Raw genomic sequence first — 26,803 nt, forward strand, 5'->3', positions numbered from 1 at the left:
ATGGCTGGACTTCAGGGATGGCAGCTCGTCATCATCATCGCCATCGTGCTGTTGCTGTTCGCGGCCCCCAAGCTGCCCGCGATGGCCCGCAACCTCGGCCAGTCGATGCGGATCTTCAAGTCCGAGGTCAAGCAGATGAAGGACGACGGCCCCGAGGAGAAGTCCACCCGGGACGCCTCAGCCTCTGCGGGCGGCCAGGACCCCGAGGGCTCGGACGCCATCGAGGGCCGCATCGTCAACGGTGACGCCGACGGCACGCGGAACGGTCGGAAGACCGGCACCAACGACCAGCAGTAGCAGCAGGTCACCGCCTCCATGACGTCTGCTCCCAAGGCGGCCCGCACGAAGCGCACCAAGGTCACCCGGGCCTCCCGCAAGAACAACCCTGCGGGGGAGATGGCCCTCAAGGACCACCTCAAGGAACTGCGCAACCGCCTCATCGTCGCCGGCATCGGTCTGACCCTGGGCGCTGTCGTCGGGTTCATCGTCTACCAGCCCTTCTTCTCGGCCCTGATCGACCCGGTGCACCGGCTCTCCGACGAGGGCCGCATCGTCACGGTGTCCTTCAGCGCCGTGGGGCAGCCCTTCGACATCATGCTCCAGGTCGCCCTGTTCGTGGGGCTCGTCATCTCGAGCCCCATCTGGCTGTACCAGGTCTGGGCCTTCGTGGTGCCGGGGCTGAAGAAGAAGGAGAAGCGCTACGCCCTGGGGTTCATCGGCGCCGCCGTCCCGCTGTTCGTCCTGGGCGTAGCCCTGGGCTGGCTGGTCCTCCCGGAGGCGGTCCAATTCTTCGTAGGGCTGTCCCCGGAGGGCACCGCTAACGTGATCTCGGCGGACGTCTACATCCCCTTCGTGTTGCGATTGTTCCTGGCCTTCGGCTTCGCCCTCGTGCTGCCCGTGGTGCTGGTCGGCCTGAACATGATCGGGGTCCTTCCCGGACGGCAGATCATCAAGCACTGGCGGATCACCGTCTTCCTGATCGCGCTCATCGCCGCCCTGGCCGCTCCGGGTTCGGATGCCATCACGATGTTCTACCTCGCGATGCCGCTGATCCTGCTCTTCGGCGTCGCCATCATCATCTGCCTGGTCAACGACAAGCGGCGGGCCAAGCGTGCCGCGAAGGCCGAGCAGGACAACGAGGAGTACCTCACCACGGGTCCGAGGCCCCTCGACGAGCTGTAGGCCCCGGACGCCCATCAGCCACCGCCTATCAGCCGCCGGCCGGGTTCTGCCCCCCCCGGTCGGCGGCGGGGTCCGGCCATGTCCTAGGCTGGCCCCATGGCACCTTCCGCGGACAACACCATCGGCCAGCCGAGCCCCGCGGAGCGCTACGCGGCCGCCAAGCGCCGGGCCGCAGACGCCCGGACCGAACTGGGCCGGTTCACCACCACCCTGGGCTTCGAATTGGACCCGTTCCAGGCCGAGGCCTGCCGTGAACTCGAGGCTGGCAACGGCGTCCTGGTGGCCGCCCCGACCGGCGCCGGCAAGACGGTGGTCGGCGAGTTCGCCATCCACCTCGCCCTGACCCACGGCCAGAAGGCCTTCTACACCACCCCGATCAAGGCCCTGAGCAACCAGAAGTTCCAGGAGCTCGTGGCCACCTACGGGCCCGAGCGGGTCGGCCTGCTGACGGGGGACACCGCCATCAACTCCGAGGCCGAGGTGGTGGTGATGACCACCGAGGTGCTGCGGAACATGCTCTACGCCGATTCCGACACGCTGACGAACCTGGCCTATGTGGTCATGGACGAGGTCCATTACCTGGCTGACCGGTTCCGCGGGGCCGTGTGGGAGGAGGTCATCATCCACCTCCCGGAGCATGTGCAGCTCGTGTCCCTGTCCGCGACCGTCTCCAATGCGGAGGAGTTCGGAGCCTGGCTGGACACGGTGCGCGGCTCCACCTCGGTGGTCGTCTCCGAGCACCGCCCCGTCCCGCTGTGGCAGTACGTCATGGCCGGCAACCAGCTCTACGACCTCTTCGCCACCGAGGTCGCCTTCGACGAGGTCGCCCCCGTCAGCGACGACCCGGCCTCGGAGGCGCAGCCCGCCCCAGAGCCCAAGGACACCTCCGGGGGCCGTCTGGTGCTCAATCCCGAGCTGGCGCGATTGGCCGAAGACCAGCGCCGCCGCGAGGAACGCAGTGACTGGGGACGTCCTGGCCGCAGCACCTACCGCGGCGGACGCGGCGGTCCCCGGGGTCGCGGCGGCGGCAAGACCGGCGGAGGCAGAAGCGGCGGCCGGGACGGCGGCGGTTCCGGCCGCCAGCCGCGGGACCGCCGGCGGTCCGGCCCGGCCCCCTATGGCCGGGACGAGCGCACCGCCACCACCCGGTACGACGGCGGCGCGGCCGGCTCCTCGCAGACCTCCTCGGGCGGTGGACGGCAGGGGGAGCCCCAGCGTCACTCCGGGCAGCTGCGCATCTCCCGCCCCGGGATGGTCCGGGTGCTCGAACGGGAGGGACTGCTGCCCTGCATCACGTTCATCTTCTCCCGCGCGGGGTGTGACGGCGCGGTGGAGCAGTGCCTGGCCGTCGGGCTGGACCTGACGACGCCGGGGGAGAAGCAGCAGATCCAGGCGATGGTGGACGAGGCCGGTCAGTCCCTCCCGGCCGAAGACCTGGACGTCCTGGGCTTCTGGGGCTGGCGTGACGGGTTGTCCCGGGGCTTCGCGGCCCACCACGCCGGCATGCTCCCGCCCTTCAAGGAAGTGGTGGAGAAGCTCTTCGGCCTCGGGCTCGTCAAGGTCGTCTTCGCCACGGAGACCCTCGCGCTGGGGGTCAACATGCCCGCCCGGACCGTGGTGCTGGAAAAGCTCGAGAAGTACAACGGCGAGGCGCACGTGAACATCACGGCGGGGGAGTACACCCAGCTGACCGGGCGTGCCGGGCGCCGCGGCATCGACGTGGAGGGCCATGGGGTGGTCCTCTGGCGTCCGGGACTGGACCCGGCGGCCGTGGCGGGGCTGGCCTCCCGCCGTACCTATCCGCTGAACTCCTCCTTCCGCCCCGCCTACAACATGTCCGTCAACCTCATCGCCCAGTTCGGCCTCGAGCGCTCCCGAGCGATCCTGGAGTCCTCCTTCGCCCAGTTCCAGGCGGACCGCTCGGTGGTCGGACTGGCCCGGGAGGTCCGGACCCGGGAACAGTCCCTGGCCGGCTATGAACAGTCCATGACCTGTCACCTCGGCGACTTCACGGAGTACGCCCGGTTGCGCAAGGAGCTCTCGGAGGCGGAGAAGGACTCGTCGAAGGGCCGCAACCGGGCCCGCCAACGGGCCGTCAAGGATTCCCTGGCCAATCTGCTGCCCGGAGACATCATCGAGGTGCCGGGCCCGCGGCGGCTGGGTACCGCCGTCGTCGTGTTCCCCGCCGGGAACCCGGCCAACCCCCGGGTGGGCATCATCACGCAGGAGGCGCAATTGCGCCGGATCGGCACCGATGATGTGACGGAGCCCGTGGACCCGGTCGGTGGGGCTCGATTGCCGCAGAACATCCAGGTCAAGACCCCCACGCAGCGCAAGGACATCGCCGCCGCCATGCGCACGGCTCTGCGCGAGCACCGTCCGGCGCCGGGTCAGCGCACCGCATCCGGGTTCAGGTTCCACGACGACGGCAGCACCGGCCGCGTCGAGGACCTGCGGCGCCAGCTCGAGCGCCACCCCTGCCACGGCTGCCAGGACCGCGAGGACCACGCCCGCTGGGCCGAACGCTGGTGGAAGCTGCGCCGCGAGATCGACCAGCTGTCCTCCCGGATCCAGGGCCGGACCAACACCATCGCCAAGGCGTTCGACCGGCTCGTGGGCCTGCTGACCACCTACGGCTACGTGGCCGTCGGGGACGGCACCCGGACCGTGCCCGGAACCGTGGCCGGCACCGAGGACTCACCCGGCGTCACCGCCGCCGGGCAGACCCTGCGGCGCATCTATGGTGAACGGGACCTGCTGACCTCACTGGTGCTGGAGGACGGGCTGGCGGACGGGCTCGACCCGGAGGAGCTGGCCGGCCTCGCTGCCCTGCTGGTGTTCCAGGCCAAGGGGGCCGAGAACGTCGGGATCCCGCAGATGCCCACCCCCGCCCTCCAGCACGTGCTGGAGGGCACCGCCGAGCATTGGTATGAACTCCAACTGGCCGAACGCGGGGCCCAACTCGAGCCGACCGCGGAGCCGGATCCCGGACTGGTGTGGCCCATTCACCGGTGGGCCCGCGGCCGGAACCTGAGGGACACTCTCAAGGGCACCGACCTTGCGGCAGGCGACTTCGTCCGGTGGGCCCGCCAGGTGATCGACCTGCTGGACCAACTGGCCAAGGTGCCCGGCCGCCCCGGGCTCTCTGCCCAGTGCCGACGTGCTACGGATCTCGTCCGTCGCGGCGTCGTGGCCTACTCGGGAGTGGATAGTCTGGAGTGATGAGCACCCTCTTCGTCAACGGGACCCTCCACTCCACCGCCGATCCGTATGCCACTGCCATGCTGGTGGACTCCGGGTCCGTGACCTGGGTGGGAGCCGAGGACACGGCGGCCTCGATGCGTGCGCGTTCCGGAGCCGACTGGCAGGTCGTGGACCTGGACGGCGCCCTCGTGGTGCCCGCCTTCGTGGACTCCCTCGTCCTGCCTACGAGCCCCGTCCACCATCCCGCCCACGACGCCGGACCGATCACTACCGCTGACACCGCCGGTGCCGCCGGCGTCTTCCTGTCCGTCACCAGCGGAGCGAGCGGCGCCCGGGCCGTCCACTACCGCGCCGTCGACGCCGACGAGGCCACCGGTACGGCCGATGACCTGGCAGCGCTGGTCTCCGCCGACACGGTCGCCGGGCTGTCGGCCGTCGTCGGGCCCGGGGGACTGGACGCCGCGGCCGTAGTCCAGCTGACCTCCACCGCGACCGCCGCCGGCATCCAGGTGTACCTACTGCCCCGGGATCCGGATGCCTTGGCCGCGGTGATCTCCGCCGTCAGGTCCACGGCGGAGGCCCAGGGCACCGCCGCCCTCGGCATGGTCCGCCACCGCCTGTCCTGGAACGGCCCCGTGGAGCAGGACGCCATCCAGACCTTGGCGGAGAACAGCCTGTCCTTCACGGCCGTCCCGGATGCCGACGGCGCGCTCACCGCCCCGATCGCCTCCCTGCTGTCCAACGCCGTCCCGGTGTCCTTCGGCAGCGGCACCCACGCTCCGGATCCGTGGTCCGCCATCCGCGCGAGCCTTGAACATGCCGATCCGGATCAGCGGATCTCCGCCCGCTCCGGGTTCACGGCCGCCACCAAGGCCGGACTGCGTGCCCTCCCGATGTCCATCGGCGCCGGCTTCTCGATGGCCGGCCGGATCGCCCCCTCGTCCCCGGCCACGTTCGGCATCTGGGCCGCTGACGCCCTCAGCGTCCAGGCGCCGGACGGACGGGTCGCCGCGTGGAGCACCGACACCCGGGCGGGCACGCCCCTGCTGCCCGTCCTGGAGGAGGGCACCGCCGCACCGGAATGCCTGGCCACCCTGGTGGACGGCACCGAGGTCTACCGCTCCCCGTCGTGGACCTGACCGGCGCCGCCCAGACCGTGCCCGGCTGACCGGCCTATACTTGACCCCCGATGCCCTCGGACACTTCCAAAGGATTTCTTCGCCTATGCGCCTGCTGACGATCATTCCCACCTACAACGAGATCGAATCGCTGCCCCGCACGCTCGACCGACTGCGTGTCGCCGTGCCGGAATCCGACGTGCTCGTGGTGGACGATGCCTCACCGGACGGGACCGGTGACTGGGCCGACCGCGCCGCCGTGGCCGATCCGCAGATCCACGTGCTGCACCGCACCCAGAAGAACGGTCTGGGCGGAGCCTACATCGCCGGCTTCCACTGGGGCCTGGACCAAAGCTACGACGTCCTGGTCGAGATGGACGCGGACGGCTCGCATCAGCCCGAGCAGCTGCCCCGACTGATCGAGGCCATCGACGGCGCGGACCTGGTGATCGGCTCACGCCGTGTACCGGGGGGCAAGATGGTCAACTGGCCTGCCCACCGCAAGCTGATCTCGATCTGCGGGTCCCTGTACCCACGGATCATGCTGGGCCTGAACCTGACCGACGTCACCGCCGGCTACCGGGCCTACCGTGCGGACACCCTGCGGGCCATCGACCTGGACGACGTGCAGTCCAAGGGCTACGGCTTCCAGGTGGACATGACCTTCCGCACGGCCCTGCTGGGCAAGAAGATCGTCGAGGTGCCGATCACCTTCGTGGAGCGCGAGTACGGCGAGTCCAAGATGAGCGGCAACATCATCACCGAGGCCGTCACGTCCGTGACCCAATGGGGACTGGCGGCCCGCTGGAACGTCCTGAAGGGCAAGCTCGGCCTCTGACCGGCCGACACCAACGCAAGAACCCCCGACCATCCGGTCGGGGGTTCTTGCGTTCACACGGGCTGGCGGGAGGGTCAGGAGACCTTCTCGCCGCGGCGTTCGCGCAACTTGTCCAGCTGTCCCTTGAGGGTGTCCTCCAGCTCATCGATGCTGCGGCGCTCGAGCAACATGTCCCAGTGGGTGCGCACGGGCTTGGCATCGGACTCGTCCGGCTTGTCGCCGTTGACGAGGAAGGCCACCTTGCCGGTCTTGGAGGTCCAGGTCGGGGGAATCTCCGCGTCGGTGGCGAAGGTCACGAGGACCTTCTCCCCGTCCTCACAGCGGTACTCGACCCGCTGGCGCGGTGCGGGCTCAACTCCGGCCTCGGACTCCATGGACTGGGCACCAAGGCGCATGCCGCGCAGGCTACGGTCGCTCATTCGATCTCCTTCCGGCCCCGTCGGCGGGGCGGTACAACGTCGACCACCCAGTCTAGTGGGTGTGGGGATGCTCTCCGGGCCAACGCCCCGGCGGCAGGATTTGTTCCCGCCGCCGGAGCGCCATCCACGATGGCCAGAGAGTCAGGCCGGGTTACTGCCCTGGCCCGGCTCCGGATCCTGTCCGGTGTCCTGACCAGGCGTCCGTTCCGGCCGGGAGGGAAGGTCGGCAGGGTTGGACTTCGCCCGGAGCGCACGTTCCGCCGTCTCCGAGTGCTCATCCTCAAGGATGGCGGGCGGTGCCAGCGCCTCCTCCAGCGGGGTATCGACGATCTTGGCCACACTCTGGCTCGACTCGTTCAGCTCCGCGGCCGTGGTCGGGCGGGGTTCCCGACGCCGGCGCCGGGCACCGGCGGTCACCTCACCCGAGCGGTCCGCAACGTCTGCCTCGTCCGAGCCGTCGGCGGTGCCGGACCCGGAGGTCCGGGACAACAGATCGGAGACGCCCGCGCCGCTGGCGGCGCCGGAACCACCGAAGGCGTCACCCAGACGGCCGATGGCATCGGTGAGCTCAGCCGGAATGACCCACATCGTGTTGGCGTCGCCCTCGGCGATCTTCGGCAGGGTCTCCAGGTACTTGTAGGCCAGCAGGTCCGGGTCCGGACGGCCCTCATGGATGGCTTCGAAGACCACGTGGATCGCCTCGGCCTCCGCGTTGGCCCGTAGGATCCGTGACTGGGCGTCACCCTCCGCCTCGAGGATGGCGGACTGGCGCTGGCCCTCGGCGGTGAGGATCTCGGCCTGCTTGGTGCCCTCCGCGGTCAGGATGGCGGCACGGCGATCACGCTCGGCGCGCATCTGCTTCTCCATGGAGTCCTGGATGGACAGGGGCGGGTCGATCGCCTTGAGCTCCACGCGGGAGACGCGCAGCCCCCACTTGCCGGTGGCCTCGTCCAGCACCCCGCGCAGCTGGTTGTTGATCGAGTCACGGCTGGTGAGGGCCTGTTCCAGGTTCATGCCGCCCACCACGTTGCGCAACGTGGTGGTGGTCAGCTGCTCCACGGCATGGATGTAATTGTTGATCTCGTAGGTCGCGGCCTTGGCGTCGTTGACCTGGAAATACACCACGGTGTCGATGGACACCACGAGGTTGTCCTCCGTGATCACGGGCTGCGGCGGGAAGGACACCACCTGTTCACGCATGTCGATGAGGGGACGCATGCGGTCGATGAAGGGAATCATCAGCGTCAGGCCGGCGCCCTTGGTGGCCTGGTACTTGCCCAGGCGTTCCACGATGCCGGTCCGCGCTTGGGGCACGATGCGCACCGCTCGGATCAGGATGATGGCCACGAGGACCGCGACGACTATGAGCACGATGAGGACTTCCACGCCGTTGCTCCCTCCTGCGGCCCCGTTCGGACCGCGTTGTGAGTCTGCTGGTGGTGCAGACGTTGTGCCGCGGCGGTCGCGGCGTCAGGTTCCTTCAGGGAGTCCAGCGGTGCCGGAATCCCAGTCAATGGCGGCCTTCGGGTGGATGATCAGCGTGGCGCCGTCCACCTCGTCGATCTCCGCTTCGTTGCCGGCAGGGATGGTCACGCCCGTGGCCGAGCGTGCCGTCCAGGTCTCACCGTCGATCTTCGCCAGTCCGGCGGTGGATCCGGTGTCCTCCAGGACCACCACGGTGCGGCCGGGCATCGAGTCCACATTGGTCAATTGGTCCGCTGTGCCCTTCTTCAGGTGCTTCAGCGCCGTGGGCCGGACGGCCGCGAGCATCAGCAGGGAGACGCCGGCGAACATCACGATCTGCAACCAGGCCTCGCCGCCCACGAGGGCGGTGGCCAGCGCGGCGGCGGAACCCGCGGCCAGCATGAGGAAGACCAGGTCCAGCACCATGGTCTCGACGACGGCGAACACGACGGCCAGGCTCAGCCACAGCACCCACAGGTTGTCACCCACCCATTCGAACACTGCGGCCTCCTCGATTAGCCTTCTCCCCCCCCATCCTGCCTGCTCAACGGGCGGGGGACAACGTAGGTTATGGACATGCGACCTGATCAACTGGATCTCCTCACCACCATGGATGCGCCGACGCTGACCCCGGACGGCGGCCGACTGGTGGTCGGCACGTCCCGACCGGACTTCAGGACGGACGGCTACACCGGCCAGTTGTGGGTCATGCCCACGGACGGTTCGTCCCCGCCGCGGCGCCTCACCCAGGGCTACCGGGACTCCGGGGCGCAGCTGTCCCCGGACGGCACCACCGTGGCGTTCCTACGCTCTCCGGCGCCCGGTACCGACTCCCGGACACCGTCCGCTCCACAATTGGTCCTCATCCCGCTGGACGGCGGCGAGGGCCGGATCGTCACTGATCGTCGGCTGGGCGTCACGGGTTTCGCCTGGTCTCCGGACTCCCGCTGGATCACGTTCTCCTCTCCGGAACCGGAACCGGGCCGCTATGGGACCGTGGCCGGCGTCGGGCCAGGGCAGGAGGATCCGCGTCTGGTGACGGGCCCGGATCACCGGCAGAACGGGGAGGGGTACACGGCGGACAAGCGTCCCCGACTGTTCGAGATCGAGGTGCCCGATCCGAATGGCGAGCCGGTCTTCGCGGCCGTGGGCCGGTTGGCGGAGTCTCAGGACTCGAAGGCCGGGCCGCCTGCGGTGCCCGCGGCGCGTCCCCTGACCGAGGGAGAGCGGGCCGCCTCTGATCCCGTCTATGCCGCGGACAGCCGACATGTCTTCTTCGCGACCACCCCGGAGATGGGATTCGGGCAGAGCCTGCGTACCGCCGTCGCCGTGGTGGAGGCGCGCCGCGGTACTGCCGAGATGCCGCGACCGGCGGGCTCTGGGGCTCCGGCAGAGCCCGACGCCGGCCCCGTGCGCCTCGTGGCCGGCGGCACCGAGGTGCGCGTCGGGTTCGGGTCCCCGTGCGTCTCCGGGAACGGGGAGTGGCTCTATCTGCTGGGCCAGGACCTGGGGGAGTCCGGACTGGAGTTCGTGGCATCCAACGGCGCCGTGTATGCCCTCCCGGCGGCCGACGCCGTACGGGAGGCCACGCCCGGATGGGACCGTCCTGCGGCTGGCCTGCAACCGCGGCTGCTGACGGATCCGGCGGCCATGGGCTACGCCGGCCCCTTGCGGCCCTCCGGCCAGGACCAGGTGCTGGCGTTGGGGGCGAGCCGCGGCAGGACCGTGCTGGTGCAGGTGTCCCACCACGGCAACCCCGAGGTGCTCGTGGACCAGCACGGTGAGGTGACCGGGGCCTGCGAGGCGGGCGGCACTGTCGCAGTCTCCTCCACGAGTGCGGTTTCTCCGGGCAGGGTGGGCATCCAGCACCGGGGCAGCGGTCTCCAGGAGCTCTTCGACCCGAACGCCGCCTGGCGTGCGGACCTCCCGCCCGTCGCCGGACTGGAGCGCGAGTACGGCGGTCCGGGTGATCCGGGTGATCCTCGTCCGGACCAGCCCGCCGTCCACGGCTGGGTGTTCCTGCCAGAGGGCCCGGGGCCGCACCCTGTCATCCTCAACATCCACGGCGGACCGTACGCGCAGTACACCTGGTCCTGGTTCGACGAGACCCAGGTGCTCGTGGCCGCAGGATATGCCGTGGTGATGTGCAATCCCCGCGGAGCCGACGGCTACGGCGCGGATCATGGGGCCTCCATCCAGGGGCGCCTGGGGACGGTCGACCATCAGGACATCATTGCCTTCCTGGACGGGGCGCTCGAGGAGTTCGGGCCTGAGGGCAGCGGCCAGCTGGACGCCAGCCGGATCGGCATCCAGGGCGGGTCCTATGGCGGCTACATGACCGCGTGGATCACCGCCCATGACCACCGGTTCACCGCTGCCATCGTGGAACGTGGCTACCTGGACCCTGTCTCGGCGCTGGGTTCGAGCGACATCGGCTGGTTCTTCAGCGAGCAGTACATGGGCTCGGATCTGGAACAGATGCGGCAGCAGAGTCCGATGCACCACGTGGACCGGGTGCGCACCCCCACCCTGGTGATCCACTCGGAGGAGGACCTGCGCTGCCCGATCGAGCATGCGCAGCGCTATTACCAGGCCCTGTGGGCCCAGGGAGTGGAGGCGGAACTGCTCATCTTTCCGGGAGAGGACCACGAGTTGTCCCGCTCCGGCACCCCCTGGCATCGGCGGGCACGCTTCGACCACATCCTCCGGTGGTGGGACCGGCACCTCGCCAGACAAGTTACTGACCAGTAGTATCGACGCATGACCCTCTCCGCCGAGACCTCCCCGGCCAGTCCTTCCTCGCCGTACCCGCACCTGTTCCGACCTCTCGAGGTCCGCGGGGGCACCTTGCCGAACCGGATCATCATGGGCTCCATGCACCTGGGCCTCGAGGATCGGCGTGCCGACGCGGCCAAGCTGGCCGCGTTCTACGCCGAGCGGGCCCGCGGGGGAGTGGGCCTGATCGTCTCCGGGGGCTACGCACCCAACTTCACGGGGCGTCTGACGCCCTTCGCCGGGACCATGCGCTCAAGGCGGGATGCCACCACCCATCGGGTCATCACCGATGCGGTGCACGCCGAGGGCGGGCGGATCGTCCTCCAGATCCTGCACGCCGGCCGTTATGCCTACCACCCGTTCTCGGCCGCCCCCGGAGCGTCCCCGTCCCCCATCACCCCGTTCACGCCTCGAGCCCTCTCCACCCGGGCCGTGGAGCGTACCATCGAGGCCTTTGTCCGGTCTGCCGGCTACGCCCGCCAGGCCGGGTATGACGGCGTGGAGATCATGGGCTCCGAGGGGTACCTGATCAACCAGTTCCTCTCACCCCGGACCAACTCCCGCACCGATGCGTGGGGTGGCTCGGCTGCCCGGCGCCGCCGCTTCGCCACGGAGATCGTCCGCCGCATCCGCGACGCCGCCGGCGAGGACTTCATCATCACGTTCCGGATGTCCATGGTGGATCTGGTCCCGGACGGCCAGACCCTTCAGGAGACCCTGGACCTGGCGCGGGAACTCGAGCGGGCGGGCGTGAGCCTGCTGAACACCGGAATCGGCTGGCATGAGGCGCGGGTGCCCACCATCGTTACCTCGGTACCGCGCGCCGCGTTCGCGGACTTCACGGCCCGCATCCGGGAGGCGGTCTCGGTACCCGTCGCCACCTCGAACCGCATCAACATGCCCCACACCGCGGAGCAGATCCTGGCCGAGGGCCGGGCCGACCTGATCACCATGGCCCGGCCGTTCCTCGCCGATCCGGACTGGGTGGTGAAAGCGGATGCCGGAACGCCGGAACGGATCAACTCCTGCATCGGCTGCAACCAGGCCTGCCTGGACCACACGTTCCAGAACAAGCCCGCCTCCTGCCTGGTCAACCCGCGCGCCGGCCGGGAGACCGATCCCGCGTTCCCCCCGCTGCCGAAACGAGCCCTCCTGCCATTGGCCTCGGTGGCCACGGGTCATCCGGCCCCTGCCCCGCACCGTGACTCAGCCCCCGTAGGCGCCGTCCGCGCCCGGACAACGGCACTGCGCGTGGCCGTCGTCGGCGCTGGGCCGGCAGGGCTGGCCGCCTCCACCCAGGCCGCTGCCCGAGGCCACGAGGTGGACCTGTTCGAAGCCTCGGACACCATCGGCGGACAGTTCCGTCTCGCCCGGCGGATCCCCGGCAAGGAGGAGTTCGCCGAGACCCTGCGCTACTTCGAACAGCAACTCCTCGAGACCGGGGTGAATCTGCGCCTGGCCCACCGAGTCACCGCCACCGAGCTGCTCGACGGCGGGTACGACCGCATCCTGTTGGCCACCGGGGTGGTGCCCCGCACCGTGGACCTTCCCGGGGCGGACCGGCCCAACGTGCATTCCTATCCGGATGTGGTGGGTGGCCGGGTGCAGTGCGGTCCGCGCGTGGCGGTCATCGGCGCCGGCGGCATCGGCTTCGACGTGTCCGAACTGCTCACCGAGCCGCACCGGGAGGACCGGGACGGTCAAGGAGACCGGGACGGTCAGGAGGCCCGCGAAGGTCGGGAGCACGGGGCGCACCGAGGCCGGCCGGAGCCCGGCACGCCCTTCGGCGCCCAACCCCTTGAGGACTGGCAGCGGCAATGGGGTGTGGACCCGGAGTTCTCCGGACGCGGCGGCCTGGCAGCGGCGAGGCCAGAGGCACCGGCGCGGGCCGTCCACCTCATCCAGCGCAAGACCACCAAGATGGGGGCGGGCCTCGGCAAGACCACGGGCTGGGTCCACCGCGCGGCCCTGAAGGCCCGCGGTGTCGACTTCATCACCGGTGCCAGCTACGTCAGAATCGACGACGACGGCCTCCACCTGGATATCGACGGCGCCCGCCGCGTCCTCGAGGTGGACGACGTGGTGGTGTGTGCCGGTCAGGTCTCCCAGCGCGAACTGTATGGCGCGTTGGAGGCCGCCGGAGCCGACGTCGTGCTCCTCGGCGGAGCCGATGTGGCCGCGGAGTTGGACGCCAAGCGGGCCATCGAGCAGGCGACGCGGGTGGCGGCGGCGCTCTGACGGCCTGCGAGTCCTCCCGGCCTCCCCGTACACTGGGGCCCATGGCTACCGTCTACCAAGCAACCCTGGTGCCCTCGAAGCAGGAGCTCCTGGAGTCCTGGCTGGCCCAGCAACCGTGGTCCGGTGAGGGGGAGCTGGTCAGGGTCGGCTCCTACCGCTATGACGATCCGGACGGCGAGGTGGGAGTCGAGGGACATCTGGTTCACCGGGAGGGCAGCGACCAGGTCCTGCACGTGCCTATGTCCTACCGCGGAGCCCCGCTCGAGGGCGCGGAGCCCTACCTGATCGGCACCGTGGACCACTCCGTGCTTGGCCAGCGCTGGGTCTACGACGCCATGGCGGACCCGGTGGCCACCGCCTGCTTCCAGCGGGCCCTCGATGGACTGCAGCAGCAGGCCGAGGTGCATCTCTATGAGGAGGACGGCCAGTACATCGGCCACGAGGCCGACGAGGTCAGCGTGACCGTCCTGGGTCCCTTGCCCGACGAGCCGGGACGGGTCCAGGTCCACCGGGTGGTCTCCGACCCGGAGACCGCCGGCTCCGAACACCTCGCCGAGTCACGCCGGCTGTGGGCCACCTGGCCCGGCGGCAGCGGCATCATCTTCAGCCTCAACACGGACGAGCCCGCCTGAGCCGACGCCGGGCACGGTCGAGGAGCGCCGGTCAGAGGACGGTGAATCCGTCCGAGAGTGGCCCACGGCCCGTCAGAGCCTCCGCGACCACCACGCCCGCACCCCGGGCGACCGCGAGATCGGCGGCAAGCCGCACCACTCGCGGCACCACGGGATCCAATGCTGCGGGCATCGTCTGCCCGGTGGCGCGCGCCAGGTCCACGGTGTGCACCGCCAGCTCGAAGATCCGCGTGGCCAGGTAGCCCGCCAGGGTCATGGTGCCCGCCGGCGTGCGCAGTTCAACGTCCGGTGCCGTGGATTCGAGGAGGGCCAGCACCTCGGCGCGGTCCCGTTCGATGACGGACAGCGGCTCCTGTCCGAGGGCCTCGCCTGCCTGCCGGCCACGCTCGGCGACCTCCTCGTCGTCACTGGCGTTCCGTCCCGGCTGGGGCGCCCAGAACGCGGCGAAGTATCCAACGGGCCCGTCGACGGGGACTGCACCGGGCTCCGGTCCAGCCGCGACGTAGCGGGTCACATTGGTGTGGGAGCGATTGGTGTGGCCAGCCAGGGACCGAACCGTCCACACGCCCAGTCCGGGCGCCTCCCAGTCGGTGATGCCGCGGCAGGTTTCCAGGAAGGCCGCCGAGGCCGCTCGGTAGTGCTCGATCGTCTCACGGTCCGGGCCGACTTGTTCCGGGGTGGTCGCCATGGCCCACAGTGTGGCATCGACGCCCCCTACGTCACCAGAGCCGGGCACGGGGCTTTCAGATCGGTCATGCCGAAATCCGGGGGTCGCGCTGGATCTGCCGGGAGACACCCGGATAGTGCATGCTGAACGCCGGGACGCTGGGCCAAGCGCCTGACAGAATGGTGACGATGATCTCCCGCTCGGCGCCTACCACCGCGCCCAGTACCTCAGGCTCTGCCAGCCGCCGGATCCCGGTGGAGGACCTGGTGCGCCTCCGGAGGGTGCGGGATCGGATCGACCGGGAGTATCGCGAGCCGCTCGACGTGGAGGCTCTGGCCCGCGGTGAGGCCATGTCCGCAGGCCACCTGAGCCGGCTGTTCAAGAGGGCCTACGGCGAATCTCCCTACTCCTACCTGATGACTCGGCGGATCGAGCGGGCGATGTCCTTGCTGCGCCGTGGGGGTTTGAGCGTCACGGAGGTCTGCTTCGAGGTGGGCAGCTCCTCCCTAGGCACCTTCAGCACCCGCTTCTCCGAGCTGGTGGGCATGCCACCGAGCGAGTACCGCGACCGTGCCTCCCGCGACCCGGACGGGCTGCCCACCTGCGTGGTGCGGCACGCCACCCGGCCGTTGCGGAAGGAGCCGGGGAACCTGGTGGGGAACCTGGTGGGGAACCTGGTGGGGGACTCGGCGGGAAATCCGGTCAGGAATGAAGAAGCGCCCGCATCCGGCCGAGTCCTACGCTGAACCCATGACCATCACCATTCACTCCAGCTTCCTGCCCCACACTGACCCGGAGGCCTCCCTGGCCTTCTACCGTGACCTGCTCGGATTCGAGGTGCGCCTCGACGTCGGTCAGGGAACCATGCGGTGGATCACGGTCGGTCCGGCCGACCAACCGGATACGGCCATCGTGCTCACCCCGCCGGCAGTGGATCCGGGACTCAGCGAGGCCGAGCGCCAGGCCATCACCGAGATGATGGCGAAGGGCACCTACGCCGGCATCAACCTCGCCACCGACGATCTGGACGGCTTCTTCGAGCGGGTCCAGGCCGGCGGTGCGGACGTGGTCCAGGAGCCCATCGAGCAGCCGTACGGCCTCCGTGATTGCGCCTTCCGTGATCCATCCGGGAATATGGTTCGCGTCCAGCAGTCCAGCTGAACCCACCGCACCAGCGCGTCGGGCATCTCGTCCCAGCACTACGCTCACCATGTTCCTGTCCACCCACATCCCGCATCGGAGCCCACATGAGCACGTCCACCGGCCAGTCCACCGAAGCTGCACCAGGCCACGTGGCCGATGCCCATGACACGATCCGCGTGGTCGGCGCACGGCAGAACAACCTGAAGGACATCAGCGTCGATTTGCCCAAGCGACGGCTGACGGTCTTCACCGGGGTGTCCGGGTCCGGCAAGAGCTCGCTCGTCTTCGGCACCATCGCGGCCGAATCGCAGCGGCTCATCAATGAGACGTATTCGGCGTTCGTGCAGGGGTTCATGCCGTCCATGGACCGCCCCGAGGTGGATGTCCTCGAGGGTTTGACCACCGCGATCATCGTGGACCAGGAGCGGATGGGCGCCAACCCACGGTCCACCCTGGGCACGGCCACCGACGTCAACGCCATGTTGCGCGTCCTGTTCAGCCGCGTCGGCGAGCCCCACATCGGCCCGCCCAACGCCTTCTCCTTCAACGTGCCCTCGGCCTCGGGTTCCGGAGCGATCACGGTGCAGCGCGGCGGCAAGACCATCGCGGAGAAGGCCAGCTTCAACATCCTGGGCGGGATGTGCCCGCACTGCGAGGGCCGCGGCTCGGTCACCGACTTCGACCTCACCGCCCTCTACGACGAGGAGAAGTCCCTCCGCGAGGGGGCGCTGACGATACCCGGCTATTCCATGGACGGCTGGTACGGCCGGATCTTCGAGGGCTCCGGTTACTTCGACATGGACAAGCCGATTAAGAAATACACCAAGAAGCAGCTGCATGACTTGCTGTACCGCGAGGCCACCAAGATCAAGGTGGAGGGCATCAACCTGACCTACCTCGGCTTGATCCCGCAGATCCAGAAGTCCATGCTGGTCAAGGACCGGGATGCCATGCAACCGCACATCCGCCGCTTCGTGGACCGGGCCGTCACCTTCACCACGTGCCCGGATTGCGCGGGTACCCGGCTGGCCGAAGAGGCCCGCTCGGTGCGGATCAACGGCAAGAACATCGCAGAGGTGTGCGCGATGCAGATCTCCGACCTCGCCGTGTGGCTCCGAGAACTGGACCAGCCGGCGGCTGCACCGTTGCTGAAGAACCTCACCGACACCCTGGACTCGTTCGTGGACATCGGCCTGGGCTACCTCAGCCTCGACCGCCCCGCCGGCACGCTGTCCGGGGGCGAGGCCCAGCGCACGAAGATGATCCGTCACCTCGGCTCCTCACTGACCGATGTCACCTACGTCTTCGACGAGCCCACGATCGGCTTGCACCCGCACGACATCGAGAAGATGAACCAGCTGTTGCTCGAACTGCGGGACAAGGGCAACACCGTCCTGGTGGTCGAGCACAAGCCGGAGACCATCCAGATCGCCGACCATGTGGTGGACCTCGGCCCGCGCGCCGGGACCGACGGCGGCCAGATCACCTTCCAGGGCGACCTGGACGGATTGCGCGCCTCGGACACCCTCACCGGACGGCACCTGGACGACCGTGCCCGCCTCAAGGAGTCGGTGCGGACCGCGTCTGGTCACCTCGAGGTCCGCGGGGCGGACACCAACAACCTGCAGGACGTCGACGTCGACCTGCCCACGGGCGTGCTGGTGGCCGTCACCGGGGTGGCCGGCTCCGGCAAGAGCTCGCTGATCCACGGTTCGGTGGCCGGCCATGAGGGAGTGGTGGTAGTGGACCAGTCCGCCATCAAGGGCTCCCGCCGGTCCAACCCGGCCACCTACACCGGCCTGCTGGAGCCGATCCGCAAGGCCTTCGCCAAGGCCAACGGGGTCAAGCCGGCCCTGTTCAGCGCCAACTCCGAAGGCGCCTGCCCCACTTGCAAAGGTGCGGGCGTGATCTACACCGAACTGGGCTTCATGTCCACGGTGGCCTCCACCTGCCAGGACTGCGACGGACAGCGTTACCAGGCCGCGGTCCTGGAGTACCGCTTCGGTCCCGACGGCGGCCTGAACATCGCCGAAGTCCTCGGCATGTCCGTGGCCCAGGCCGAGGACTTCTTTGCCGAAGGTGAGGCCCGCCTTCCCGCAGCCCACAAGATCCTGGTGCGCCTGGCCGACGTCGGGCTCGGGTACCTGAAGCTGGGACAGCCCCTCACCACATTGTCCGGTGGCGAGCGGCAGCGGCTCAAGCTGGCGAACGAGATGGGGGAGAAGGGCGAGGTCTACATCCTCGATGAGCCGACCACCGGCCTGCACCTGGCCGACGTCGAGAATCTCCTGGGCCTGCTGGACCGCCTCGTGGACTCGGGCAAGACCGTGATCGTCATCGAGCACCACCAGGCGGTCATGGCGCATGCCGACTGGATCGTCGACCTGGGCCCGGGTGCCGGGCACGACGGCGGCCAGATCGTCTTCGAGGGCACGCCGGCCGACTTGGTGTCCGGGGCAGGAACCCGGCGCGAGACCTTGACCGGGCGGCACCTGGCCGAGTACGTCGGGTCATAGACGCCAGGTAGTCGGCTGCCGACTACCAGTACTGGGCTGCTTCGGAGATTTCGGACAGCGGATAGGGTGGTTTCTCTACGCTGCCGTTTCCAGCGGTTGGTAACTGTAGTGGACCTCGTTGGGTCGCCGGTAATCGAGCGCGGAATGGCGCCGGCGACTGTTGTAGAAGCCCTCGATGTAGCGGATGACATCCCGCCGTGCCTGGGCCTTGGTGGCGTACACGGTCCGGTAGACGCGCTCGTTCTTCAACGCCGAGAAGAAGCTCTCCGCGGCGGCGTTGTCCCAGCACACCCCGGTTCGCCCCATGCTCGAGCGCATCCCCAGAGAGGCCACCAGGGCCCGGAACGAGGCCGAGGTGTACTGGGCGCCGCGGTCCGAGTGCCAGATCGCGTCCGGGGCGATGAGCGTGGATTCCGCCGCGTTGGTCAGGGCGGTCTCGACCAGTTCGGCGCGCATGTGGTCATCGATCGCCCAGCCGACGACCTTCCTCGAGTAGCAGTCGATGACCGTGGCCAGATAGACGAACCCCTGCCAGGTGTGGATGTACGTGATATCCCCGACGAACTTCACCCCCGGCCGATCAGCGGTGAAGTCCCGCTCCACCAAATCCGGCATCGACGCGGCCGCCAGGGCGTCCGCCACCGTGGTGGTACGGAACGGGCGCGGCTGACACGGCACCAGCGACTCCTGGCGCATGATCTGGCGGACCAGTTCCGCCGAGCACTCGGTGCCCTCGGCAGCCAGGTCGGCGTGGATCCGCCGATACCCGTACGTGCCCTCGGAGGCTTCGAAGAAGTGCCTGACCCGAGCGGCCAAGGCGTCCCGGCGGGACGCGGTGGCCGAGACCGGACGGGACCGCCAGTGGTAGAAACCGGACCGGGAGACCTACAGCCACCGGCACATCCGCTCGATCGCCGGTGCACCGGATTCGGTGGCCTGGGAATCGATGAGTTCATACTTCGCCACTACCGTGGCTCCCGCGCGAAGTATGCTGCTGCTTTTTTTAGGAACGCGGCCTCGGCCTTCAGTTCCCGGTTCTCTTTCTCGAGCTCACGCAGTCTGGCCCGCTCATCCAAGGTCAGCACCCCGGCGGTCTCCTGGCTGGTGTGCTCGGTGCGGTACTTCTTCAGCCAGTTCCGCAGGGTCTCGGCGCCGACGCCGTATTCATCGGCCACTGCCTTGATCGTCTTGGACGTGGAGACGACCTCCCGGCACAGCTCGTCCTTGAACTCCTGGCTGAACCGCCGTCGTGATGCAGTCATACTGCTGATTCCTCGTTTCAGTAGTCCCCCGATTTTACGGGGGTCCACTGTCCGAAATCTCTAGAGCAGGCCATACCGCCGTTGCGCTCCCTGCCGGTCATTGCGTTCCGGAGGAGTGCCCAGAATTGCGCCGGGGGTTTGCGGCGTCATCCGTCGGCGTGCTGATGTTGTGGATATCTGTGACGTGGTTCATGGGGGTCTGTTTAGACTGGTCGGGAGCCTGGCAGGCGGGATCTGGCTGGGTTGGAGTGTTGATGAGTGTTGATGCGTGTTGGCAAGCCGTGGGGACGGCGTACTGCCTCGTCTGGGAATGAGTTGGTTTCCGGGTTCGTGGTCGGTGGCCCTGTGGCCCTGAGGGAGGGGTCTGCATGACCGATCCGGTGAATCGTCCTGTCCGACTGGCTGGCCTGGCTGGTGTTGTCACCGTGGGTTTGGTGTTGGCCGGGTGCTCCGGGGATGGGGGAGAGCGGGAGTCGTCCTCCGCTGCGCCCAGTGCCACATCGGTGTCGAGTGAATCCGCCTCATCCGATGATTCATCGAGTGCGTCGCCGAGTTCGTCCGCCTCGGGATCGTATGAGCCGGCGACCGAGACCTCTCCGGCCAAGAACGTGCCGGTGCCTGAGATGCCCGACGCGGCAAAGGAACCAACTCAAGAAGGCCTCGAAGCCGCAATCAAATACTGGTGGGAGGCGGGGGACTTTCTCCGCGCAACGGGTGATTCGACACACATCGATGAAGTGTCCACGAGTAACTGTGATCTCTGTCAGAGTCAACGGAACAGATGGACTGAGATCTACGAGCTGAGGGGCTGGGCGGAGACTGGCCCTACTGAAGTAGAGGTCCAATTCACCAACATCGATAATGGCGGTTTGGGTGGAACCGGGGCAATCGTTGTCTCTGAATCACCGAGTCAGATTTACCAGCCGAACGGGTCGCCGGGCGGTTCTGGGGATGGGTCCGACGATCGACCTTGGGCAATCTCTGCAGTGTTTGATGAGGAGGACCAGCTGTGGAAACTCGAAGGCCTTGAACCGCAAGGGTGAGGTTGCAGAAATGACTGAAGGTAAAAGGATCGTTCTGATTCCGATTGTCCTCACATTGCTACTTGCCGTTGTTGCGGTTCCAGCCGGGCAGGCAACTGACCAGGCTTGTGACGGTGTGTTCTGCGGTGATTCCGACTATGAAAACGACCCTGAAATTGGAGTCGGTGGGGAAGTCCCGGTTGAATCTACGCAGCAACCGTCGCATGGAGCTCGACCGGCTTCGGGCAACGAGAGTGCTGAGGCCGGGGCAGGCGGATCGACGAAGCCTAACGAAATCGAAGATCCGGACCGAATCATCACGATCACTCAGCTCTACTGCACGAATATCGAAGGCGTTGCGATGTTGGATTGCATGGAAGCCGAGCAAGCTGCCTGCGCGGAGTCCGGCAGTCAGTGGATGGTCAGGGCGCAGTACCCGGCGAATGATTTCGAGGCCCTCGAAAGGGTGGGTCAGCAGTTTTGTTCGGATCCTGCCGAGCCGGTCATATCAGACCCCGCTTCCGGGGCTCCGGATGCACCGCCGATGCCGGTGGTGACGTTGGCTGATTTCCGTGCTTTGGATATTGCCCCGTCCGAGATTGAGTCTGATTCCGGTGGCTTTGGTCTGATTCGTGGGAACACGAATTTCTTCGCGACCGAGGAGGACCAGACGTTGACCACCACGATGTTGGGTCAGCAGGTGGCGATTCAGGCGGTTCCGGTGCAGTGGACCTGGGACTACGGGGACGGCTCGGAGCCCCTGTCGAATCCGTACCCGGGTGGGCCGCAGGTGGAGTTCAACCAAGAGACCACCACCAGCCACGTCTACGAGGACACCGGCCAATACGCAGTGGGGCTGACCACGTCCTACCGGGGGCAGTTCTCCGTCAACGATGGCCCGTGGATCGCGATCCCGGGCACCGCTGAGGTCCCGAGCGAACCGGTTACCGCGGACATCTGGCGGTCCACGTCCAAGAACGTCGCCGAGGACTGCCACGAGAACCCGCAAGGCTGGGCCTGCGGCAACCCCTTCGTCGACGGGTAGTCAAGCTCTAACACAGGGGATATGAGAGCGACCGCCGCGTTATCGGGACTGGAGGTCTCGGCGGCGGTAGCCCCAGAATCCCATGGCAGTGAGCGCCACGGCGATGGCCGTCATCGCCAGCAACGGGGCCGCCTCGGCGTCCTGCCCGGGTAGGGCCGGCGTGTGTGTGAAGGGCGAGAGATCCAGGGCCCAGTCCGGCAGTTGAAGCAGGTCACCGAGGAACAGGGCCAGCGCGATCCACACGACGAACAGCCAGGCGAGCAAAGTCCACCGCGGCAGGAATCCGAACAGGGCCAGGGCCAGTGAGGCGGCCACGAGCAATGCCGGGAGGTAGGCCGCGGCGGCGACGGCCATCTCCCCGACCCAGTGCGCATCCCCGGTGCCCGCCCAGACCCCCACGCCGACTCCGACGCCTCCGAGCAGGGTGAGAACGGCGACCTGGATGATCACCGTGACGGACCACCCCGCCAAATAGCCGGAACGCGTGCGGCCGGAGACGAGCAGCAGTTCCGATCTACCGGTGGACTCCTCACCCTGCAGGGCCAGGATGCCGGAGACACCCAGAATCAGCGGCGCGATCATCACGAAGGACAGGATGACCGCGGCGAACTCCGCGGTCAGGTCCGTACCGTCCACGGCGATCCACTCGGCGAGAGCCGGGTTCTCCTCCAGCATGCCGTCGAGCGAGTTGGCCAGGGAGCCCATCGCGATGGCGAAGAAGAACACGCCGACGCCCCACGCTAGGGCCGAGGACCGCTGGAGACGCCCGGCCAGGCCGGCGGTGGAGTGCAAGCCGCCGGCCGCCGTCGCCGGTCCGCGTCGTGCCGGACGCAGTCCGGCACCGAGATCACGCCAGTGGGACAGGGCGATGGCCAGCGCGAACAGGACGACGATCACGGCAAGGGACACGGCCAGCGGCCACCAACGCAGGTCCACGAAGAGCCGAGTCTGTTGGGCCCAGGCGAAGGGGGAGAACCAGGACAGCCAGGAACCGGTGTTCTCGATCACGTCGCCCACGCCTCGGAGCAGGTAGGCCACGGCAACTCCCGCCATGGCCATGCCTGTGGCGCTGCGGGCGTGCTCAGTCAGTTGGGCGGCCACAGTGGCTAGGGCAGCGAAGACCATACCTGTCAGGGCGGTACCGGCACCGAGGGCCAACGAACTGTCCAGCCCCAGGTCCTCATGGCCGACGGATACCAACCCCAGGGTGGTGGCCGCACCGACGAGGAAGCAGGCCAGTGCCACGGTCGCGACGGCCGCAGCGGCTGGAGCGAAGCGGCCGACTGGAAGGGCTCGGATCATTTCCAAGCGGCCGGATTCCTCCTCCGCGCGGGTGTGGCGGACTGCCAGGAGGATGGCCATGATGGCGGCAGTGAGGAACACGTAGAGGCTGAGTTCGTTGGCCACCATGGCGCCGAAGGTGTAGTCGTCCGCAGCGAAGGCCGGCCCGGTCATCATGATGGTGGCCGGGTTGGTCAGCAGGGCACCGCGCGCTTGGATGGCCTCTTCGGTGGTGAAGGCCTGGTCCAGCGAGTACACCGATCCGTAGACGCCGAGCCCCACCGCGACCGTCCAGAGGAGGATACGGACCCGGTCGAGTCGGAGGTTGAGCCTCAGCAGCGCGCCAGTACCGGTGAACGGGGAACCGGCCTTCGGCGCCGCGTGGGCGGGGCCCGCCCTGAGAGGACGACGCCGGCCGAGCGCCGTCATCGTGATCCCTCCCGCTGGCCCTGCTCAGGTTGGCGGTCTCGGTCCTCGCCCCCATCGCCGTAGTGACGCAGGAAGAGATCCTCCAACGACGGCGGTGCGATCGTCAGGTTCTGCACTCCGGCATCGGCCAGTACGCCGAGCACCCGGGTCAGGTGGTGGTGGTCGACGTCGAAGCGGACGCGCCCCTGATCGATGGCGAGGTCGTGGATGCCCTCAAGCCCATCCAGCCCATGCATCTCGGACCGTCCTGCGGTAGCCGGCGGGCCGGCGTCGAGGGTGGCGTTCACCGTGGACCTGGTCAGATGACGCAACTCGTCCAGGGTGCCGCTTTCCACCGCCTTTCCCGCACGGATGATCGTGACCGTGTCACAAAGCTTCTCCACCTCGGCCAGGATGTGGCTGGACAGCAGCACGGTCTTGCCCTCATCCCGCAGGGAACGAACCTCGGCCTGGAAAACGGCCTCCATCAAGGGGTCCAGCCCGGACGTGGGTTCGTCGAAGACGAACAACTCGGCATCGGAAGCCAGTGCGGCGACGAGGGCCACCTTCTGACGATTGCCCTTGGAGTACGTGCGTGCCTTCTTGGTCGGATCCAACTCGAAGCGTTCGAGCAGTTCCTCGCGGCGGACGCTGTTCGCACGCTTGCCCTCCCGACGGTGTTCTTGGCCACCCAGTCGGGCCAGCACGTCGATGGCCTCACCGCCGGTCAGGTTGGGCCACAGGCTCGCGTCGCCGGGGACATAGGCGAGCCGACGGTGAATGGCGACCTGGTCCGACCAGGCATCCTGACCCAGGACTCGGGCCGTGCCGGAATCAGCTCGGAGCAGGCCCAGCAGGATCCGGATCGCGGTTGACTTGCCGGCACCGTTCGGGCCGAGGAAACCCGTGACCTGGCCAGCGGGCACGTCCAGATCGAAGCCGTCGAGGGCCCGGGTAGATCCGAAGGTCTTGACCAGGCCCTTCGCTTCGACAGTGATCGCTGGCGTGGCTGGTTGGGAGGTCATGATGTGGTCCTTTCGGTGCTCTGGGCGGAGCCTTGTCCCTCAAGGTAGGCATCCAACAGGGTGGAGTCTGTGAGGAGCGGTTCCGTGAAAACCTCTAGGGTGGGCTGGAGGATACGATCCACGTACGCGGCAAACCAGGCCGGCAACTCGGCCAGGATGAGGGGGTCTTTCCCCGCGGGAAGGTTCAGCAGCAGGGACCCGAGTGCGAAGTCGGTGAGCAGGCGTGCCCTGGCGGCTTCGTCCCGACTGGGGGAGACGGTGCCCGCGCGCACGCCTTCCCTGAGGTAATCGACCGTATCTGCCACCATCCCTTCGACAAGCCGACTCGTGAGCTCACCACCGCTCTGCAAGCAGCGCAGGATGTAGCCGACGAGAGGGGCGTAGCCCTCGAGCTGGGCCAATTGGGCCAACATCGCCGCGGGTGCGCCGGCGGGCACCATCAGTTTCGCCTTGTTGTCCCGGATGGACGCCTGGACATAGTCGTCACAGGCGCGGCGCAGCCCGGCGCGGGAACCGAAGTGGTGCATGATCAGCCCCGCGCTGACGCCGGCGTCAGAGGCGATGGAGCGCAGCGGGGCGTCCAGACCGTCCTGGGCGAACCGCAGGATGGCAGCGTCCCGGATCCGTGCCTTGGTGGTCTGATCATCGGATACTGAACGCATGTTCAGAACATTAAACGTCTGTTCAAAACCACGTCAAGGGTTGAGAGTGACCGGGGGAGAAGCAGCCCTCTGCCTGGTCCATCAATCAATCACCCACCCGAGGTTGTCACCGGCAGGGGCAGGCTGGCATCGAGCATGTAGAAGGAGTCCGGATTGAAGTCGATGACGACCTCGTCTCCGACGACCGCGTCCGGGACATTGGACAAGTCCAGCGTGATCACGTTGCGATGGTTGAGCAGGACCGGAACCTCCTGGCCGCCGACACTGAAGACCACCTGGGTCTCCCTGCCCGGGACATGGGTGATGACCCCGACTTTCTTCGGGGCCTGGGTGGGCTCAGTGCAGCCGTAATCGATGCACCAGCCCGCAGGGAGGGTCTTGACCTGCTGGAGTTTCATGGTCCACGAGTAGACTCGGTTCTCGGCGCTACCGCCGAAGAACATCCCGCCAATCCGCATGAGGTCGTAGTACAACGGATCGAGTTCGTTCAGCAGCACGTCGCTCGCGCCGGCATGGATGAGGGCATCCTGTCCCAATCCCGCGTCCCTGATCTGCGCCACGGCACCGTCGAAACGGGTCTTCTGGGCCACGGTGGTGTTGGTGGTGTCGCCAACCTGGATGGCGGCTGCATCGTGTTCCGTGACGCTGGAGAAATGGGTGGCGATTCCCGTGAGTTCCAGGTGCTTGGCCTCCTCCACCGCACGGGCCAGGGGGAGCGCCTGGTCGGGGGTGACACCCTCCCGGCCCATCCCGGTGTCGACCCAGAGGTGGACCCGCAGCGTGCCACCCGTTCCTGCCACGATCTCTTCCGCCGCCGCGACCCAGGCCGGATCCGTGGCTGCGACCTCGATGTCGTAGTGCAGCATCAGGGGGATGTCTTCGATCTGGGAGACATACAGGATGGCAATCTTCGACTCGATGCCGGCTTCCCGGAGAGCGATGGCGTCGTCCAGTTTCGGGACGAAGAAGTATTCGGGCTGGGCGGCATCGTTGATGACCTTGCCGAACACGTCCACCGGTTCGCCGTTCTTCAGGACGGCGCCCAGCTGGACATCCTCAGGGAAGCCGGCGCGGATCTCCTCGGCATGCTTGCGCACGTTCTGCGTTTCCACCGTCAGGATCGGCATGTCCTGCGTGCCGTTCGTCGTGTAGGTATAGGACGCCGTCTCAGCGATGCGGGTCCCGTCTACGCTGAGGGCTACGTCGACGGTCCCCGGCACGTCGTGTTCCGGGGCGAGGCAAGCATGCCGGGCCGAGGCCTCGTCGAAGGCGCACTCGACGGCGGCGGCGTCGCCGAAGGCTGCCGTCACGGGCCCGTCGGGGGAGACGCCGGTGTCCACGAGCACGAGGTTGCCACCCTGCACCCCGCCGTGCGAAGGGGTCAGGGCGACGGACCCGGTCGGGCGGCTCACGGTCTCCACTTGCAGATCCGCGCTGCCGGTCTGCACACATCCGGCCAAGGCCAGCGCCGAGAGCCCCAGGACCGGGGTCACCAGCCTCCACGTCCGGCCGGACTGCGTGCCCACCGTGTTCTGTCGACCCATGAGAATCTTTTCCCCTCCGTGTTGATGCGATGGTGCGCTTCGGACCCGACGCCGAGAGAACTCTCGTGGGATGAACGATGGTGTCCAAGATTGGACGCTATCCGGAGCGGTGGGCGAGCCAACGAGTACCGTCCACCCGAACGCCACGTAGGTGACGACGAACCTGTCCGTACTGTGACCATTGCAACCTTGCGCCAACGATCCTTCTCCGCCCGAATAGATCGCCGATAATCTACATTATGTCAACTAGACCATGGCATGTTGGCGATTTCTGCGAATCCGCCGGTTGGGACGACTCCCCCATGACGGAGCGCTGGAGATCGGTTTCTGAGCGGGCCGCGGAGCACTTGCAGTACAC

21 protein-coding genes and 1 pseudogene are annotated in these 26,803 nt (G+C 67.9%); 13 read left to right on the plus strand and 9 right to left on the minus strand.

The genetic code is table 11. The features are described from left to right. The 5 genes from tatA (at position 1) to IEX49_RS13700 (ending at position 6,342) form a co-directional block, all read left to right on the plus strand. The gene (gene tatA / locus IEX49_RS13680) at positions 1–297 is read left to right on the plus strand and encodes a Sec-independent protein translocase subunit TatA (RefSeq protein ID WP_188806701.1); all 297 of its coding nucleotides are present in this window, start codon (positions 1–3) and stop codon (positions 295–297) included. Positions 298–315: 18 nt separating this feature from the next. Next, positions 316–1,182 carry a twin-arginine translocase subunit TatC gene (tatC, locus tag IEX49_RS13685; protein ID WP_308421951.1) on the plus strand — a complete coding sequence of 289 codons (867 nt, stop codon included), beginning with the start codon at positions 316–318 and terminating at the stop codon, positions 1,180–1,182. A 96-nt stretch (positions 1,183–1,278) separates the two neighbouring features. Beyond that, positions 1,279–4,404, plus strand: a complete 3,126-nt coding sequence (locus IEX49_RS13690) for a DEAD/DEAH box helicase (RefSeq protein WP_188806702.1) — start codon at positions 1,279–1,281, stop codon at positions 4,402–4,404. Continuing rightward, on the plus strand, positions 4,404–5,525 hold the full coding sequence (locus IEX49_RS13695; protein ID WP_188806703.1) for a hypothetical protein: 1,122 nt from the start codon (positions 4,404–4,406) through the stop codon (positions 5,523–5,525). The genes IEX49_RS13690 and IEX49_RS13695 overlap by 1 nt, the downstream gene beginning before the upstream one ends. 85 nt (positions 5,526–5,610) lie before the next feature. Next, on the plus strand, positions 5,611–6,342 hold the full coding sequence (locus IEX49_RS13700; RefSeq protein ID WP_188806704.1) for a polyprenol monophosphomannose synthase: 732 nt from the start codon (positions 5,611–5,613) through the stop codon (positions 6,340–6,342). A 74-nt stretch (positions 6,343–6,416) separates the two neighbouring features. Here IEX49_RS13700 and IEX49_RS13705 read toward each other — a convergent pair whose 3' ends face one another. The 3 genes from IEX49_RS13705 to IEX49_RS13715 all read right to left on the minus strand — a co-directional run bounded on the left by IEX49_RS13705 (position 6,417) and on the right by IEX49_RS13715 (position 8,726). After that, on the minus strand, positions 6,417–6,761 hold the full coding sequence (locus IEX49_RS13705; protein ID WP_188806705.1) for an RNA polymerase-binding protein RbpA: 345 nt from the start codon (positions 6,759–6,761) through the stop codon (positions 6,417–6,419). Positions 6,762–6,902: 141 nt separating this feature from the next. After that, positions 6,903–8,147, minus strand: coding sequence for an SPFH domain-containing protein (locus IEX49_RS13710; RefSeq protein WP_229672686.1), 1,245 nt, complete (start codon positions 8,145–8,147; stop codon positions 6,903–6,905). Positions 8,148–8,231: 84 nt separating this feature from the next. Further along, complete coding sequence (locus IEX49_RS13715) at positions 8,232–8,726, minus strand: NfeD family protein (RefSeq protein WP_188806706.1); 495 nt, start codon at positions 8,724–8,726, stop codon at positions 8,232–8,234. Positions 8,727–8,801: 75 nt separating this feature from the next. Between IEX49_RS13715 and IEX49_RS13720 the strand changes: the two genes are divergently transcribed. From IEX49_RS13720 to IEX49_RS13730, 3 genes are read left to right on the plus strand one after another with little or no spacing between them, the layout of a single operon-like run. Beyond that, entirely contained in the window at positions 8,802–10,976 is a 2,175-nt protein-coding gene (locus tag IEX49_RS13720) for an alpha/beta hydrolase family protein (RefSeq protein WP_188806707.1), read from the plus strand. Between the two features lie 9 nt (positions 10,977–10,985). Beyond that, positions 10,986–13,238 carry an NADPH-dependent 2,4-dienoyl-CoA reductase gene (locus tag IEX49_RS13725; protein WP_188806708.1) on the plus strand — a complete coding sequence of 751 codons (2,253 nt, stop codon included), beginning with the start codon at positions 10,986–10,988 and terminating at the stop codon, positions 13,236–13,238. Between the two features lie 41 nt (positions 13,239–13,279). Further along, complete coding sequence (locus IEX49_RS13730) at positions 13,280–13,870, plus strand: CG0192-related protein (RefSeq protein ID WP_188806709.1); 591 nt, start codon at positions 13,280–13,282, stop codon at positions 13,868–13,870. Positions 13,871–13,901: 31 nt separating this feature from the next. On the opposite strand, the gene IEX49_RS13735 is transcribed toward IEX49_RS13730, so the two are convergent. Then, entirely contained in the window at positions 13,902–14,558 is a 657-nt protein-coding gene (locus IEX49_RS13735) for a maleylpyruvate isomerase N-terminal domain-containing protein (RefSeq protein ID WP_188806710.1), read from the minus strand. Positions 14,559–14,725: 167 nt separating this feature from the next. Here IEX49_RS13735 and IEX49_RS13740 point away from each other — a divergent pair, with 167 nt between their 5' ends. The 3 genes from IEX49_RS13740 (at position 14,726) to IEX49_RS13750 (ending at position 18,196) form a co-directional block, all read left to right on the plus strand. Further along, positions 14,726–15,283, plus strand: a complete 558-nt coding sequence (locus tag IEX49_RS13740) for a helix-turn-helix transcriptional regulator (RefSeq protein WP_188806711.1) — start codon at positions 14,726–14,728, stop codon at positions 15,281–15,283. Between the two features lie 4 nt (positions 15,284–15,287). Next, the gene (locus IEX49_RS13745) at positions 15,288–15,698 is read left to right on the plus strand and encodes a VOC family protein (protein WP_188806712.1); all 411 of its coding nucleotides are present in this window, start codon (positions 15,288–15,290) and stop codon (positions 15,696–15,698) included. Positions 15,699–15,784: 86 nt separating this feature from the next. Next, positions 15,785–18,196 (plus strand): ATP-binding cassette domain-containing protein, encoded by a 2,412-nt coding sequence (locus tag IEX49_RS13750; protein ID WP_188806713.1) that lies wholly within the window; start codon positions 15,785–15,787, stop codon positions 18,194–18,196. A 75-nt stretch (positions 18,197–18,271) separates the two neighbouring features. Here the strand turns inward: IEX49_RS13750 and IEX49_RS13755 are convergent. Next, positions 18,272–19,458 (minus strand): annotated as a pseudogene (locus tag IEX49_RS13755) (IS3 family transposase). A gap of 368 nt (positions 19,459–19,826) precedes the next feature. Between IEX49_RS13755 and IEX49_RS17035 the strand changes: the two are divergent. Together IEX49_RS17035 and IEX49_RS16915 are read left to right on the plus strand one after the other, a co-directional pair. Further along, positions 19,827–20,501: a DUF6318 family protein gene (locus IEX49_RS17035; RefSeq protein WP_268237722.1), complete on the plus strand. Its 675-nt coding sequence runs from the start codon at positions 19,827–19,829 to the stop codon at positions 20,499–20,501. Continuing rightward, the gene (locus IEX49_RS16915; RefSeq protein WP_229672688.1) at positions 20,485–21,525 is read left to right on the plus strand and encodes a PKD domain-containing protein; all 1,041 of its coding nucleotides are present in this window, start codon (positions 20,485–20,487) and stop codon (positions 21,523–21,525) included. The genes IEX49_RS17035 and IEX49_RS16915 overlap by 17 nt, the downstream gene beginning before the upstream one ends. Before the next feature lie 39 nt (positions 21,526–21,564). Here the strand turns inward: IEX49_RS16915 and IEX49_RS13770 are convergent, their stop codons facing one another. The 4 genes from IEX49_RS13770 to IEX49_RS13785 all read right to left on the minus strand — a co-directional run bounded on the left by IEX49_RS13770 (position 21,565) and on the right by IEX49_RS13785 (position 26,445). Next, the gene (locus IEX49_RS13770; RefSeq protein ID WP_229672690.1) at positions 21,565–23,235 is read right to left on the minus strand and encodes an ABC transporter permease; all 1,671 of its coding nucleotides are present in this window, start codon (positions 23,233–23,235) and stop codon (positions 21,565–21,567) included. Further along, positions 23,232–24,239, minus strand: a complete 1,008-nt coding sequence (locus tag IEX49_RS13775) for an ABC transporter ATP-binding protein (protein WP_188806715.1) — start codon at positions 24,237–24,239, stop codon at positions 23,232–23,234. Before IEX49_RS13775 ends, IEX49_RS13770 begins: the two co-directional genes overlap by 4 nt. Continuing rightward, complete coding sequence (locus tag IEX49_RS13780) at positions 24,236–24,901, minus strand: TetR/AcrR family transcriptional regulator (RefSeq protein WP_188806716.1); 666 nt, start codon at positions 24,899–24,901, stop codon at positions 24,236–24,238. Before IEX49_RS13780 ends, IEX49_RS13775 begins: the two co-directional genes overlap by 4 nt. An 89-nt stretch (positions 24,902–24,990) precedes the next feature. Further along, positions 24,991–26,445 (minus strand): alanine racemase, encoded by a 1,455-nt coding sequence (locus IEX49_RS13785; protein ID WP_188806717.1) that lies wholly within the window; start codon positions 26,443–26,445, stop codon positions 24,991–24,993. Positions 26,446–26,803: the final 358 nt, after the last annotated feature.

Origin of the sequence: Citricoccus zhacaiensis (genome assembly GCF_014645315.1) — a bacterium.
In the GTDB taxonomy this organism is placed as follows: Bacteria; Actinomycetota; Actinomycetes; order Actinomycetales; family Micrococcaceae; genus Citricoccus; species Citricoccus zhacaiensis.

Coding starts and splice junctions, on each gene's coding strand:
- IEX49_RS13725 (WP_188806708.1), top strand. CDS start 10,986: ATGACCCTCTCCGCCGAGACCTCCCCGGCCAGTCCTTCCTCGCCGTAC.
- IEX49_RS13700 (WP_188806704.1), top strand. CDS start 5,611: ATGCGCCTGCTGACGATCATTCCCACCTACAACGAGATCGAATCGCTG.
- IEX49_RS13690 (WP_188806702.1), top strand. CDS start 1,279: ATGGCACCTTCCGCGGACAACACCATCGGCCAGCCGAGCCCCGCGGAG.
- IEX49_RS13775 (WP_188806715.1), bottom strand. CDS start 24,239: ATGACCTCCCAACCAGCCACGCCAGCGATCACTGTCGAAGCGAAGGGC.
- IEX49_RS13745 (WP_188806712.1), top strand. CDS start 15,288: ATGACCATCACCATTCACTCCAGCTTCCTGCCCCACACTGACCCGGAG.
- IEX49_RS13770 (WP_229672690.1), bottom strand. CDS start 23,235: ATGACGGCGCTCGGCCGGCGTCGTCCTCTCAGGGCGGGCCCCGCCCAC.
- IEX49_RS13735 (WP_188806710.1), bottom strand. CDS start 14,558: ATGGCGACCACCCCGGAACAAGTCGGCCCGGACCGTGAGACGATCGAG.
- IEX49_RS13740 (WP_188806711.1), top strand. CDS start 14,726: ATGATCTCCCGCTCGGCGCCTACCACCGCGCCCAGTACCTCAGGCTCT.
- tatC (WP_308421951.1), top strand. CDS start 316: ATGACGTCTGCTCCCAAGGCGGCCCGCACGAAGCGCACCAAGGTCACC.
- IEX49_RS13705 (WP_188806705.1), bottom strand. CDS start 6,761: ATGAGCGACCGTAGCCTGCGCGGCATGCGCCTTGGTGCCCAGTCCATG.
- IEX49_RS17035 (WP_268237722.1), top strand. CDS start 19,827: ATGACCGATCCGGTGAATCGTCCTGTCCGACTGGCTGGCCTGGCTGGT.
- IEX49_RS13695 (WP_188806703.1), top strand. CDS start 4,404: ATGAGCACCCTCTTCGTCAACGGGACCCTCCACTCCACCGCCGATCCG.
- IEX49_RS13750 (WP_188806713.1), top strand. CDS start 15,785: ATGAGCACGTCCACCGGCCAGTCCACCGAAGCTGCACCAGGCCACGTG.
- IEX49_RS13780 (WP_188806716.1), bottom strand. CDS start 24,901: ATGCGTTCAGTATCCGATGATCAGACCACCAAGGCACGGATCCGGGAC.
- IEX49_RS13730 (WP_188806709.1), top strand. CDS start 13,280: ATGGCTACCGTCTACCAAGCAACCCTGGTGCCCTCGAAGCAGGAGCTC.
- IEX49_RS13720 (WP_188806707.1), top strand. CDS start 8,802: ATGCGACCTGATCAACTGGATCTCCTCACCACCATGGATGCGCCGACG.
- IEX49_RS13785 (WP_188806717.1), bottom strand. CDS start 26,445: ATGGGTCGACAGAACACGGTGGGCACGCAGTCCGGCCGGACGTGGAGG.
- tatA (WP_188806701.1), top strand. CDS start 1: ATGGCTGGACTTCAGGGATGGCAGCTCGTCATCATCATCGCCATCGTG.